This is a genomic window from Kribbella sp. NPDC055110, from assembly GCF_053607525.1.
The window spans coordinates 661,127-673,044 of the sequence record NZ_JBSGTS010000001.1 but is presented as its reverse complement, the minus strand read 5'-3'; the positions used below and the strand labels follow the sequence as shown (position 1 = coordinate 673,044).

General features: G+C 68.0%; 14 protein-coding genes. 5 read left to right on the top strand and 9 right to left on the bottom strand.

Features of this window, described 5'->3' with window-relative positions; translation table 11 throughout:
• Positions 1 to 482 (bottom strand): transposase (locus ACWF0M_RS02975; protein WP_452233904.1); only part of this gene is annotated, 482 nt, incomplete at its 3' end.
• Positions 483 to 962: 480 nt separating this feature from the next.
• Here ACWF0M_RS02975 and ACWF0M_RS02970 point away from each other — a divergent pair.
• The 3 genes from ACWF0M_RS02970 to ACWF0M_RS02960 all read left to right on the top strand — a co-directional run bounded on the left by ACWF0M_RS02970 (position 963) and on the right by ACWF0M_RS02960 (position 2,641).
• Positions 963 to 1,376 (top strand): tautomerase family protein, encoded by a 414-nt coding sequence (locus ACWF0M_RS02970; protein WP_452233903.1) that lies wholly within the window; start codon positions 963 to 965, stop codon positions 1,374 to 1,376.
• A gap of 369 nt (positions 1,377 to 1,745) precedes the next feature.
• Positions 1,746 to 1,889: a hypothetical protein gene (locus ACWF0M_RS02965; RefSeq protein WP_452233902.1), complete on the top strand. Its 144-nt coding sequence runs from the start codon at positions 1,746 to 1,748 to the stop codon at positions 1,887 to 1,889.
• The gene (locus ACWF0M_RS02960; RefSeq protein ID WP_452233901.1) at positions 1,889 to 2,641 is read left to right on the top strand and encodes a DUF3626 domain-containing protein; all 753 of its coding nucleotides are present in this window, start codon (positions 1,889 to 1,891) and stop codon (positions 2,639 to 2,641) included. The genes ACWF0M_RS02965 and ACWF0M_RS02960 overlap by 1 nt, the downstream gene beginning before the upstream one ends.
• Here the strand turns inward: ACWF0M_RS02960 and ACWF0M_RS02955 are convergent.
• The 7 genes from ACWF0M_RS02955 to ACWF0M_RS02925 all read right to left on the bottom strand — a co-directional run bounded on the left by ACWF0M_RS02955 (position 2,626) and on the right by ACWF0M_RS02925 (position 9,540).
• On the bottom strand, positions 2,626 to 3,852 hold the full coding sequence (locus ACWF0M_RS02955; protein ID WP_452233900.1) for an RNA polymerase sigma factor: 1,227 nt from the start codon (positions 3,850 to 3,852) through the stop codon (positions 2,626 to 2,628). The genes ACWF0M_RS02960 and ACWF0M_RS02955 overlap by 16 nt on opposite strands.
• The gene (locus tag ACWF0M_RS02950) at positions 3,849 to 4,175 is read right to left on the bottom strand and encodes a YciI family protein (protein ID WP_452233899.1); all 327 of its coding nucleotides are present in this window, start codon (positions 4,173 to 4,175) and stop codon (positions 3,849 to 3,851) included. Before ACWF0M_RS02950 ends, ACWF0M_RS02955 begins: the two co-directional genes overlap by 4 nt.
• Positions 4,176 to 4,277: 102 nt before the next feature.
• Positions 4,278 to 4,442, bottom strand: a complete 165-nt coding sequence (locus tag ACWF0M_RS02945; protein WP_452233898.1) for a serine hydrolase — start codon at positions 4,440 to 4,442, stop codon at positions 4,278 to 4,280.
• Between the two features lie 110 nt (positions 4,443 to 4,552).
• Positions 4,553 to 6,667 carry a glycosyltransferase gene (locus ACWF0M_RS02940; protein WP_452233897.1) on the bottom strand — a complete coding sequence of 705 codons (2,115 nt, stop codon included), beginning with the start codon at positions 6,665 to 6,667 and terminating at the stop codon, positions 4,553 to 4,555.
• A 141-nt stretch (positions 6,668 to 6,808) separates the two neighbouring features.
• Positions 6,809 to 8,266 (bottom strand): ATP-binding protein, encoded by a 1,458-nt coding sequence (locus ACWF0M_RS02935; RefSeq protein WP_452233896.1) that lies wholly within the window; start codon positions 8,264 to 8,266, stop codon positions 6,809 to 6,811.
• On the bottom strand, positions 8,263 to 8,949 hold the full coding sequence (locus tag ACWF0M_RS02930) for a response regulator transcription factor (protein ID WP_452233895.1): 687 nt from the start codon (positions 8,947 to 8,949) through the stop codon (positions 8,263 to 8,265). Before ACWF0M_RS02930 ends, ACWF0M_RS02935 begins: the two co-directional genes overlap by 4 nt.
• A 54-nt stretch (positions 8,950 to 9,003) precedes the next feature.
• Positions 9,004 to 9,540, bottom strand: coding sequence for a phosphatase PAP2 family protein (locus tag ACWF0M_RS02925; RefSeq protein WP_452233894.1), 537 nt, complete (start codon positions 9,538 to 9,540; stop codon positions 9,004 to 9,006).
• Between the two features lie 296 nt (positions 9,541 to 9,836).
• Between ACWF0M_RS02925 and ACWF0M_RS02920 the strand changes: the two genes are divergently transcribed.
• Positions 9,837 to 10,733, top strand: a complete 897-nt coding sequence (locus ACWF0M_RS02920; RefSeq protein ID WP_452233893.1) for a glycosyltransferase family A protein — start codon at positions 9,837 to 9,839, stop codon at positions 10,731 to 10,733.
• Between the two features lie 227 nt (positions 10,734 to 10,960).
• Positions 10,961 to 11,578: a DedA family protein gene (locus tag ACWF0M_RS02915; protein WP_452233892.1), complete on the top strand. Its 618-nt coding sequence runs from the start codon at positions 10,961 to 10,963 to the stop codon at positions 11,576 to 11,578.
• 65 nt (positions 11,579 to 11,643) lie between these two features.
• Here ACWF0M_RS02915 and ACWF0M_RS02910 read toward each other — a convergent pair whose 3' ends face one another.
• On the bottom strand, positions 11,644 to 11,904 hold the full coding sequence (locus tag ACWF0M_RS02910; RefSeq protein ID WP_452233891.1) for a hypothetical protein: 261 nt from the start codon (positions 11,902 to 11,904) through the stop codon (positions 11,644 to 11,646).
• Positions 11,905 to 11,918 lie beyond the last annotated feature (14 nt).

Here is an 11,918-nt window from a genome sequence, read left to right as displayed (position 1 = left end):
ACGATCCCGACCCGGCCCATCCCCGCCTGCGCGCACAACACCAGCACCTGCGCGAACAGGCCCGCAAACGCGTCCTCATGGACCGCCCGGAACCGCGCGATCGTGGTGTGGTCAGGGACATCCTGCGCACACAGCACCCGGAACGCGACATGGTCATGACACAAACCCTCGATCCGCCGCGACGACCGCTGTCCCACCGCATACGAATACACCAGCAACGCCAGCAACATGTCCGGGTCATACCCGGCCCGCCCCACACCGCCTGTTACCCGGCCAGCATGGAACCGCGAGCTGTCCAACTCCGCGACCACATCCAGCACGAACCACACCAGATGGTCATCCGGCAGCCAATCGGCCATGTCCGGCGGCAACAAGAACCCCTGACCACGATCAACCGGCCGATACAACTTCGCCATACCAAACAATCGAACACCAGCCTGGTTATAGTCACCAACGCCACGCCGATTCTGCAACAGGCTCATTGTGGCGATTTCTTTCCCCGCCACGACACCTCACACTCCCGAGAGCTCCGGACAACCCGGACAACCCGGACAACCCAGGAACCCGGGAACCCGGGTTGTCCGGGGCACCGGGGCACCGGGGCACCGGGGGGACTGGGGGGACTGGGGAGGATCTTCTGCCCTGATTGGGCAGGATTCCTCCCCGCTCACCTGAGTCTCGCTGCACGCCACGCCCGGTAACCCGCTCGGACGGCGTGGTGGTGAAGGGGGCGGGGGAGGCACCCGCTCAGACTCCGCCGGGAGCCACGCTCCGCAGGACGGCACGGCCAATCGATGACCCCACACATGCGTCACAAGAACCGGATATCCGGCCCTGTGTTGGAGGCGCACCCCACGCTCGCGTCACAGGAGGATCCGATGGCCGTCGTCGGATGACTGATTTGGATATTCGGTCGCCGGAGTGGGGGCTTCGTGATGGGGTCGGGGGAGGTGTTGTCGAGCGTGAAAGGATTTCTGCTGATGCCCAGTGCGCAGATCGAGGTTCGTCGTGAGTACTCCGAGACCGATGAGGCCGGTCTGATCGAGGCGGTGCACGCGGCGCTGGTGACCGCGTTCCAGATCCCGCCGCAGGACAAGGACGTGCGCTTGGTCGTTCACGCGCCGCACCGGTTCGCGTGTTCGCCGCGGTTGACCGCGCCCGAGTTCTTCACGCTCGTCACCGTCGACTGCTTCGCCGGCCGCTCGGTCGACGCGAAGCGCAAGCTCTACACCGAGATCGTCGGGAACCTGAAGCCGTTCGGCATCCCCGAGGACCACGTGACGATCCTCGTCCGGGACCACCCCACGTCGAACTGGGGCATCCGCGGCGGCCAGGCTGCTTCCGACCTGGACCTCGGCTTCAACATCAACGTCTGACGTGCCACTCCGCTCGACCCGGCACCTGACGCCGGCCGTCCTCGTCCGAGAGCGGAGCATGCCACGCGCGATCCCGGACTCGTGGGTCGGCATCGGCGGTCACGTCGAGCCGGACGAGCTCACCAACCCGACAGCGGCCGCGCTCCAGGAACTGCATGAGGTGTCACCGCCGACCAGTGGACCAGGTACGTCGGACGTCCGTCCGGGACCCCGATCTGTACGACCGGATCCGGATCGAGATCGGATCTCGCGCTGCGGTACGTCGCCGTACGCGACACCGGGGACGAGGTGCGTACGACGTACTTACTTCACCGCCACCCTCCGCCCCGAGGCGCCCGTACCGACGGATTGCACCGAGGGCGGTCTGCGGTGGTTCGATCTGACCATGGACCCGGCGACGCGCGACATGCCACCGACCGCGGGATCGCGTTCGCGCACTGGCGGTCGAGCGGCCGGCACGACGAGCAGTTCCGTTTCCTCATGGTCGACCGCCGCGAGACAGGGCCGTTCTGATGCTCACCGTGCAGTTTCATCCGAATTGGCCGCACGGCCCGCGCACGGTGATCGAGTCGATGGCCGCGGACGGGGTGTATCGGTCGCAGTTCGCGACGGGGATCTCCAACGGCGGGCTGACGGCGTTCCGCGGGGGAGACCGGTGGGAGTGGGAGAGCCGGTTGTTCTCCGGGCGGTACGACGACCAGCCGGAGCTGGAGCGCCCTGTGTACGGGGTGTGGAATCGGCGGCGTGACGTGTACGGCGGAGCGATCCGCTTCGGGTCGTCGTACCTGCGGCTGAAACCCGAGACGATCGACCGTGCGACGTTCTGCTTCCCGGATTCCGCGCGGGATCCAACCGATTTCGGCGATCGGGGCGTCCTGCCGCACTTGTGCGAGTTGGCTGACGCGGCGCGTCTCGACGACTTGGATGATTACGTCGAGGCGCAGGTCCACGGCCCGGTCCGCCTCGCCACCGATGTCGATGCCGTGGTCCTCGACCCGTCGTTCATCGGCACACCGGTTGAGGTCGCGGCCGGCGAACTCGGCTGCCCGATCGAGTACCACCCGGGCTTTCGCGCGGCGCCGGCCGACTTCGACCCGGCGTACCGTGGCCCCGAGATCCTCGACCTCGCCCAGACGCTCAGCTCCGAACTCACCCCCGAGCTCACCCCCGACCTGCTCGGCCGTGCAGCCCGCGACCATCCGGCGCAGGCGATCAAGTACGTCTGGCATTACCTCGCCCGCTACGGCCGTCAGGTGACCAGCTGATCGCGACGCCGGTTCAAGTACGCGACCTCGGCAGTGTTCTCAGCCAACTCGATCGCTGCGTCGTACGCGGCCCGCGACTCCTGACTACGACCCAGTCGCCGCAGCAGGTCGGCACGGGCAGCGTGGTACGCGTGGTACCCGGCCAGCCTGTCGTCGAGCCGATCGATCGTCGCCAGCGCGACCTCGGGACCGTCTAGCTCAGCGACCGCGATCGCGCGATTGAGCGCGACGATCGGCGAGCGGTCGACGCGGACGAGCTGGTCGTAGAGCGCGACGACCTGCGACCAGTCGGTGTCCGACGCGTCCCGGGCCGAGGTGTGTACGGCGTTGATCGCCGCGAGGATCTGGTAGCGGCCCGGAGGCAGCCTGGTCGCGAGCCGTTCACGGACGAGACGGTGGCCCTCGGCAACCAATGCGGTATCCCAGGCGCCGCGGTCCTGGTCGCGCAGCGAGATCAGTTCGCCGGTGGCCGAAACCCGTGCGGTACGGCGGGCCTCGGTGAGGAGCATGAGTGCGAGCAGACCGGCGACCTCGCCGTCGTCCGGCAGCAGCGCCCGGATCAGGCGGGTGAGGCGAATCGCCTCCGCGGTCAGCTCGTGCCGGATGGGATCGGTGTCGGGACCGGTCGCCAGGTAGCCCTCGTTGAAGACCAGAAACAGCACCGCGAGTACGCCGGACACGCGGCTCGGCAGGTCTTCCGCGGACGGGACCTGGTACGGGATCCGGGCTGCTTTGATCTTCGCCTTCGCGCGGGTGATCCGCTGACCCATCGCGGTCTCCTGGACCAGGAATCCGCGGGCGATCTCCGGTACGGTCAGGCCGCCGATCATCCGCAGCGTCAACGCTACGCGGGTCTCCATCGCGAGTGCTGGGTGACAGCAGGTGAAGATCAGCCGGAGCCGCTCGTCGTCGATCACGCCGAGAGGCTCGGGCGGTTCGTCGTACGACATCTGAGCCTCCTTCTGCTTGTCGTCACGTTTGCTCTCGCGCCGGATCCGGTCGATCGCCTTGCGGTTGGCGGTGGTGGTCAGCCAGGCGCCGGGGTTGGGCGGTACGCCGTCGGCAGGCCACCGCTCGACGGCGGTCGCGAACGCCTCGGCGGCCGCTTCCTCCGCGATGTCGAGGTCACCGAACCGCCTGGTCAGCGAGGCGACCACCCGCGCCCACTCCTCGTGGTGGACCCGGGTGATCGCTTCCTGGACGTCGCTCACAGGAACGGCCGCACCTCGAGCCGGCGGTTGCACGCCTTCGACGCAGCCGTGGCGAGCTTCAGCGCCACGTCGAGGTCCGGTGCCTCGAACACCCAGAAGCCGGCCATGTGCTCCTTCGACTCCAGGTACGGACCGTCGGTGAAGATCGGCTCACCGTCTCCCCGGGCGTCGATCACGGTCGCGTCGCTGGGCGCGCTCAGCCCACCCGCGAACACCCAGTGCCCGTCCGCCACCAGTTGCTCATTGAACGCGTCGATCGCCGCGTCCTCGTCTGCAGTCGACGACCCGGTCCGGTTGTCAATCACCGAAATCAGATACTGCATCACGATCTCCAGTTCACTCTGCTGAACCCTGCCTACACCCACCCAACGAACCCGATACCGCCATTCCTACACACCCACCAGAACCTCCCCAGGACGAGCCTGTCACAGGGGGTGGAGGCGGACGTTGGCGAACATCGTGTCCGGAGTGACCGGCTCACCGCCGCCGGCCCGCGTACGCCCGAACCCGGCCGACCACAGCGTCGACGTCGCATCACAGATCCCGACCGCAGCCCCCGGAACCTGATGCTCGTCCATCAACCCAGCCACACGCCGCTGCAGCCCCGCGACCACACGCTTGTCAGCACGTCACGTTTCTACAGCCCACCAGGCCCACGGGACAGGTTATGGGGTCTCGGTTTCCGTGGCCGTAGCGGTTCTCAGGCTTCCGCCCCGAGCGGCGCATATGTTGCCGCGACCGTCGGGATTGCGGTGCCGGCTCGTTCGGCGGCTCGCTGGTAGAGCGCGTCTGTGCGCTGGAGGATGCCACTCCAGTCGAGCGTGGGGGCGACCCGCTGGTTGTGCGCGGTGATCTTGTTGCGCAGGGCATCATCGCTGATGAGTTCTGCGATCGCCACGATCATTTCGGTGTCGTCTGCGACGAGGATGCCGTCGACGCGATCACGAACGAAGTCGGCGACACCGCTACGGCGCTTCGCGATGACGGGTAGTCCGGTGCACCGTGCTTCCAGCGCGGCGATTCCGAACGATTCCTTCGGCGCGGGCGCGACGTACAGCGAAGCCGCCAGGAGTTCATCGCGGACCTGGTGCCGAGGGATGCGCCCGGTGATGCGGACGTGAGGCGACAGTCCGCGGCGCTGGGCGTGCCGCTCGATCCGTCGGCGCAGCGGTCCGTCGCCGACGATGACCAGGTTGACGTCGTGTTGCGGAGTGAGGCGTCGGACCTCCTCGAACACCTTGAGCAACTGGAGCGGGCGTTTGCGTGGCATGAACCTCATGACGCTCACGAGGGTGATCGCCCGGTCGTCAGGGTGCGAGGCCCGTGGCGCCGTCGTGCTCGGTCGCCAGGATGCGACGTCGATCGCATTCGGCAGCACTGTGACACTGGTTTGTCCCAGCGATTGCCGGAATGCGTCCGCTGCCGCGCTACTGACCGCGGACCAGGCGACGGGCCACCGTCGAAGGGAAGTCAGTGCGGCGAGTCGGAGGATGCCGCCGGCGCCCGCCCACATCGAGTGCAGGGTGATCAGGGTAGGGAGGCCGGCGGCCATCGCGGCGCGGGCCACACTGATGCCGTACGGCGACCACAGCGAGAGGTGTACGTGGACGGCGTCGTATTCCGTGACCGCGCGGCGGGCCTGTATGGACGGCATGCGGTGCACCCAGGCCGGGTCTCCGTGGGCGCCGGATGTCGGGGTGAGCACTTCGGCGGCGAGGCCGGATGCGCGTTGGTGGCGGACCAGGTCGTCCACGTGGGTCTCGATTCCGCCCAGGCGCGGGAGGAAGACGTCGGTGACGTGCGCGATGCGTGTCTGGCCGGTGGGTGGCGGGGTCGCGAATCGCCGGGGCCGGCGGGAGCGGCGTTGCCGAAGCAACCAGATGCCGAGGACACTGCCTCCGACTGGGATCTCCAGGGCGAGAACGAAGGCCCGGTAGAGCACGGCGGCGGCCGTGATGCCGGCGGGGTCGCCGCCCAGAGCGAGCAGGACGCCGACGAGGCCGAGGTCTGCCACTCCGATCCCACCGGGGGTGATCGGGACGACGGTGAGCAGTCGCTCGACGGCGAATCCGGCGAGTACCGCGGGCCAAGCGGTTCCGGCCCCGGTCAGGTGGAGGCAGAGCGCGAGAAGCAGGCACTGGAGGGCAACATAACCGCCGATGCCGGCCGACATCCGAACCCAGCCGCCCGCGACCAGGTCCGCGCAATCCCGGCGGATCCTCAAGAGGGCGTCGGCCAGTCCCAGCGTCCGGTCCCGGCCGAGCAGGCGCAGGACGGAGTGTAAGGGCGGCTCGAGAAAGTGCGCGGCCAGGCCGGTTGCCCGCGGGCTGACCAGCAGCACGGCGGTGAAGGCTGCCAGGCCGAGGAACCCAGCTCCGGCGATCAGGGACGCGGTCCGTAACACCGGCGTGATCGTCTGACCCGCTTGGGTGAGCACGAGCACTGCCAGAACCGGGAGGAGCAGCTTGGAGCCGACGTCCCACAGATTGGTGAGGATGGTGTAGCCGGTGAAGGCACGGGTGTCGATGCCCCAGGCCTTCATCATTCGGCGGTTGAGTTCGACTCCCGCGGCGCCGCCGAGCGGCACGACGTTGGCGACCGCGCTTCCGGTCATGTTGATGGTCAGCGCGCGGCGGTGAGTGAGGCTGGGTGCTGCCGCGGTCAGGACGAAGGAGTGCACGTAGAGCCCGAGCAGCCAGAGCCCCACCAGCGCGAGCAACGCCGGCCAATGCACTGATGTCAGCACTGGAATGACGCCGTGCCACGAGCCGTCGACGGCTCGAGGTAGGACCAACCCGACCAGGACCAGTGCCACGATCCAGGAGGAGATGAAACGCAGACGCGCGTGGAGCTGAGACCGACGTGATGGGCGACGGCGTGCCTGCCCCGGTTCGTCCCCCGGACGTAGCTTGCACCTCATGGTTTGGACGGTAGGTGCCACCCGATGAAGCGCGGATTAAGACGTTGAGTCTCCGGCTGCGGGTGCCGTGCTGATCGTCGGCAGCAGGACGGTGACGGTCATCGCCGGTCCGTGTGTGCACGGCGCAGGTGCTGGGTGGCCATGGGAACCGTGATGGCCGTCGTGGCACAGGCGAAGTTCGCCGCCGGCCTGGGCGACGAGCGTGTCGACGAGCGCGAGTCCGAGCCCGGAGCCTGGACGGATGCGTGCATCGTCGGCCCGTGCGAATCGTTGGGTGGCGCCGGCGAGTAGGGCGGGTGGCATGCCTGGACCGGCGTCGGTGACGGTCAGGCGTGCCCATCCTGACGTGGGCTCGTCGACGGCCGCCTCGTACGGCGCGGTGCCGTGCACTGCGGCGTTGTCGAGGAGGTTGGTGAGGATTCTGTCGATCTCGAAGTCGGCGAGCGGCACCGCCAGTTCGTGTGTGGGTAGCTTGACGATGATCTTGCCAACGTGTCCTGGATCGGCGAGGCGCCGCTTGTTGATCATGCGGCCGGTGGCGGCGACGAGACCGCTGGATCGTTGGCCTTTTGTGCCGTCGACACTGCTGAGCTGCAGGAGTTGCTCGGCGAGTGCCGCGAGGCGATCGAGGTCGACCTTGAGTTCGGTGAGGGTGCGCTCGTGCTCGGCCGGTGTCCGGGGCTTGCGGAGTGCGAGCTGGATCCGGCTGGTCAGCAGGGTGATCGGGGTGCGCAACTCGTGGCTGGCCTCGTTGACGAACTGCCGTTCCCTCTCCAGCGCGCCTTCGAGGGTGGCGAGCATGTCGTTGAACGTGTGCCCGAGGCGGGTGATCTCGTCGTCGCGCTGGGGTGGCACGTCGAGCCGCAGGTCGGCCGTGCCGCTCGCAATGGCGGCGGCGCGGCGGCGGTACCGCTCGACCGGGCGGAGCGCGGCCTTGGCCAGCCGGTCTCCGACGAAAGCGGTGACAAGCAGCGTGCCGAGACCCGCGAGCGTGAGCTGGGCGAGGAGCTCACGCAGCGCCTCGTCGCGATGATCGCGGCGCACCCCGACGAGCAAGTAGTGCCGCGGGGACGTGGATACCTGGATGACTCGCAGACGATAAGGCTCGTGGGAGCCTGGCAGGAAGGCGCCCACGTTGAAGGTGCGTGGGGTCGTCCCTACCTGGTCGAGTTGCCGCGCGCTGACCAGGCCGCCTGTGCCAGCGGGTCCACCGTGGTCAAGTACCGTCCCGTCCCCGTCCAGTACCTGCCAAGCCACACCGGTGGCTTCCGCCGCGGGCCGGTTGGACACCTGCCCGCTGGGTCGGATGAGCTGCCCCAGGGTTTCGCTTGCCTGCGTCAGTTCGGTATCCAGGCCGCGATCCAGTGCGTAGTCGACCCGCCAGTACACGAACGTGCCGGCTGCGACGAGCACGACGAAGGTCGCCGCGGAGAACCCGGCGACGAGGCGAACCCGCAGGGACAGCCGCGACAGCCGCACCCGCAACCTGTTCATCTGTTCCCGCGCGCGGTCTCGAGGCGGTATCCGGCCCCACGCAGGGTGGTGATCGTGTCGGTGCCGAACGGCTTGTCGATCTTGGCCCGGATGGCGGCGAGGTGGACGTCGATGACGTTGCTCCGCAGGTCGGTTTCACCGTCCCACACCTCGTCGAGGATCGTCAGGCGCGTGACGACCTGCCCGGCATGAGACGCCAACAGGTAGAGAATGTCGAACTCGCGTGTGGACAAGGTGATGTCCACACCGCCCCGGGAAACCCGCCGCGCCACCGGGTCCACCACCAGGTCACCGACCTGCGCGGGAGACTCACCACCGAAGCCCCTGCGGCGGTAGAGCGCTCGCAGTCGAGCCAGGAGCTCGTCGAGGTCGAAGGGCTTGGGCAGGTAGTCGTCGGCGCCCGCGTCGAGGCCCTCGATCCGGTCGCGCACGTCACCGCGTGCTGTGAGCATCAGGACCGGTACGGCGATCCCGATGCCACGCAACTGTCGCGCGACGCTGACTCCGTCCATGCCAGGGAGCATCCAGTCGAGCAGCGCCACGTCGTACCCCGTGTCGGTGAGGAGCCGGTCATATGCCGCGCGGCCGTCGTTGACCACCTCGACCTGCCACCCGGCCTCCTCGAGCGTCTCTCGGAGCAAGGCGGCCAGCCGGATGTCGTCCTCGGCGACCAGGACCCTCATCGATCACTCCCTTCGCCACCACTCAACGTAGTACTCGCTCGAGTGACCGTCTGGTCAAAGCGCCGTTCGAGGCGCCGCTGTCAGCAGGACCCGCACGCGGGTCCGCCCCATGAACTCCACCAGGCGCGTGGCCAGCGGGCGGACGAGAAGGTACGACGCCAGCGCGACTCCCGCACCGACGAGCAGCCCGGCGGCCACATCGAGCGGAAAGTGCGCTCCGACATAGACGCGTGTGAACGCCATCAGGACCGCGAGCGCCGTGGTGATCAGCCCGAGCATGCGGTGCGCAACCCACACCCCGGCCGCGACCGCGCCTGCCATCACGGCATGGTCGCTCGGAAACGAGTAGTCGGCGCTGTGCGAGACCAGAATCAGCGTGTCCGGCAGCACCGTGTAGGGGCGCGGCTCGGCGAAGGCCGCGACCAGGAACTGATTGACCCCGAGCGCCGCCAGCATGCCGATCGGAGCCCACAGGGCGGCCGTGACCCGGCGCAGATCGCCGTCGCTGCGTGCGATCCACCACGACAACAGCAGCAGACCGGCGAACGCTCCGACTCCGAGCTGGGCGTACAGGCGGGCTGGGGTGTGCAACCACGGAGTGACGCGCGTCAGGTGATTGACAGCACCGAACCAATCCTCCTGAAGGTGACCCCACACCACTGATCCACCGCTCACACGCACCACCCTGTCTTCGTTGCGCCGGCCCAATTGCCCGCATCCCGCCGACCGTAGGCAGCACCACATGAAGCAGCCATGAAGACGGGACCTTCACGCGCTCTTCACACAGCGGGGGCCACTCTTGCCACCATGAACTGGACGAATCGCGATTGGCTGATTGCAGCAGCTCGGCCAAACGCTGTTCTGGCTGCGCCGGCGAGGTGACACTCATGCGGCGTAGGCGGTCGCCGAACGCTCCCGAACCACGCCGCGACATCCCATCGGACACCGTGGCCGCAGTTGGGGTCGGGTTCAGTGTGGTGATCCCCGCCTTCAACGAGGAACGATTCATCGGGGCCTGCCTGCAGTCGCTGGCCCGGCAAGATTTCACCGGCGGGCACGAGGTGATAGTGGTCGACAACAACTGCACCGACGACACCGCGGAGATCGCCCGCCTGTACGGCGCAATCGTCGTACGCGAGGAGACTCCGGGCGTCTGCGCGGCGCGCCACCGCGGCACTCTCACCGCCCGCGGACAGATCGTCGTGTCGAGCGACGCCGACACCGTGTTCGACGCCGGGTGGCTGTCCCGCATCGACCGGACGTTCCGGCAGGACCCGGACCGGGTGGCTGTGGCGGGTCCCTGCAGGTACCCCGTCGGTCCATGGTGGGCCAAGGTGTACGCCCGGGTCCTGTTCGAGCTGGTGTACCTCACCTCCCGGGTGACCGGCCGGGTCGTCTACATCACCGCGACGAATATCGCGTTCCGCAAGGACGCCTGGTCCGGTTACGACCTGACCGGCACCCAGGGCGCCGACGAACTCGGCCTGCTGTGCCAGCTGAGGTCACGCGGTAGGGTCGTTTTCGACCGGCACAATCCCACCTTCACCTCCGCCCGCCGGCTGACGCAGGGCCTGACCTACAACCTGTTCGTGTCGTTCTTGTTCTACTACGTCCTCGCCCTCACCTTGAACCGCGTGGCCGGACGCGCCGTCATCGGCACCGCTCCCGCCTTCCGGAGTGATCGGTCTCGGGCGACTTCACGGCGTGGCCGGCTGCTTGGTCTAGGGTGGCTGGCTGTGGCCGCCGCCGCCACGCTGTTGACAGCCCGGCTGCTGGACGGCTGATGGACCACGGCCTCCAGATGGTGTCCGGCGAGTTCTGTCACCCACTCGAGGTCGCCGACGAGGGAGTGAGCGGGTGAGCAAAACGGTGCGCGCACACGCCCGGCGGGCACCGTCGCTTCATGCGGGCTTCATCGGTGGACGGTTATCGTCGCAGCCATGAGAACCCAGCCACCGTCCGCCGCCAGACCGCGGTTCGCGCTGGTCGGCGTACCTCATCCAGGCCTGCCATGCACCGGCTGACCGAGTGGCTGCTAGGCCTGCACGGCCTGCCCGTATACGGACTGGTGGGTCTGCTCGTCTTCGCCGAGGACGCATTGTTCGTCGGGTTCGTCCTGCCCGGCGAGACTGCTGCTGTACTCGGAGGAGTAGCGGCGAGCGTTGGCCACGCATCCCTTCCGGCAATCCTCGTCGTCGTGATCGCGGCCGCCATCGTTGGCGACACTGTCGGGTACGAAGTCGGCAGGTACCTCGGGCCGAAGCTGCTAGGCAGCCGGCTCCTGAAGCGCCGGGCCGAGCGCCTCGAAGCCGCTCGGAAGCAGCTCGCCGAGCGAGGCGGTACAGCCGTGTTCTTGGGGAGGTTCGTCGCGTTCTTCAGAGCCACCATGCCGGCCCTCGCCGGCATGTCCGGCATGCGCTACCCGAAGTTCCTGGCCTTCAACGCCGCCGGAGGGATCGTCTGGGGCATCGCCGCCGTACTCATCGGCTACCTGGCCGGCAACTCCTACGCCACGATCGAGAAGACCTTCGGCCGCGCAACCGCCCTGATCGCGGTCGCCATCGTCCTCGCCGCAATCGTCACATGGCGCATCCGCCGCCGCAGATCGGACCAGGCGGGGCAGTCGTGATGCATGGTGATCGCCCCCACAGGTTCCCGACGTGGACGGTACTGACCGCAGCAGCACTCGTCGTTCTACTCGGCAGGACCTTCCCGGATGCTGTCGAACACCGTGGCCAGATCGATGTCGCCGGCGCCGAAGTCGCTGTCTGCGCCGCTCGAGCTCACAGCCCCGGCGACGGCGGGATCGAAGCCCTGGAGCATCTCGCCGATTGCGCCCAGGGCAATGACCAGGTTCGACACGAACTCGGCGACATCTTGTCGACCTTGGTCGTCCTGACCGTCACCGCCGCCGGCGTGTGGCACATGACCTCCCGCAAGCGTCTCCACGACCATCGTTCACCCGGCGA

Coding starts and splice junctions, on each gene's coding strand:
- ACWF0M_RS02960 (WP_452233901.1), top strand. CDS start 1,889: ATGCTCACCGTGCAGTTTCATCCGAATTGGCCGCACGGCCCGCGCACG.
- ACWF0M_RS02950 (WP_452233899.1), bottom strand. CDS start 4,175: ATGCAGTATCTGATTTCGGTGATTGACAACCGGACCGGGTCGTCGACT.
- ACWF0M_RS02935 (WP_452233896.1), bottom strand. CDS start 8,266: ATGAACAGGTTGCGGGTGCGGCTGTCGCGGCTGTCCCTGCGGGTTCGC.
- ACWF0M_RS02930 (WP_452233895.1), bottom strand. CDS start 8,949: ATGAGGGTCCTGGTCGCCGAGGACGACATCCGGCTGGCCGCCTTGCTC.
- ACWF0M_RS02920 (WP_452233893.1), top strand. CDS start 9,837: ATGCGGCGTAGGCGGTCGCCGAACGCTCCCGAACCACGCCGCGACATC.
- ACWF0M_RS02915 (WP_452233892.1), top strand. CDS start 10,961: ATGCACCGGCTGACCGAGTGGCTGCTAGGCCTGCACGGCCTGCCCGTA.
- ACWF0M_RS02910 (WP_452233891.1), bottom strand. CDS start 11,904: ATGGTCGTGGAGACGCTTGCGGGAGGTCATGTGCCACACGCCGGCGGC.